1 tRNA gene is annotated in these 272 nt (G+C 45.6%); it reads left to right on the top strand.

The window, feature by feature from the left end:
• The first annotated feature begins 45 nt into the window (after positions 1 to 45).
• Positions 46 to 122: transfer RNA gene (locus tag H8K36_RS18995), tRNA-Ile, on the top strand.
• Positions 123 to 272: the final 150 nt, after the last annotated feature.

The following is a 272-nucleotide window of genomic DNA, read 5'->3' as shown; positions in this document are numbered from 1 at the left end:
GCAGGGGGTGATCGGTTCGAGCCCGGTAACCTCCACCAATTGACTGGGGCTGTAGCTCAGCTGGTTAGAGCACCGTGTTGATAACGCGGGGGTCGTTGGTTCGAGCCCAACCAGCCCTACCAAATAAAACTGGTGGCAGAGAATCGAAGTGAAATAACAAATGTGAGTGGCGCGTGCGCTGTTGAGATTTGTTCTTTCAAAACGAAAGCAAAGTAATTAAGTAGTATCGTTCTTTAACAATTGAGAAGAAGTAAAGTAGAAATAATCAAAAT

The sequence above is a fragment of the Affinundibacterium nitidum genome (assembly GCF_014284155.1).
GTDB classification, from domain to species: Bacteria; Pseudomonadota; Gammaproteobacteria; order Burkholderiales; family Burkholderiaceae_D; genus Undibacterium; species Undibacterium nitidum.
Note: the sequence above shows the minus strand (reverse complement) of the source record. Positions and strands in the feature narration are given on the sequence as shown.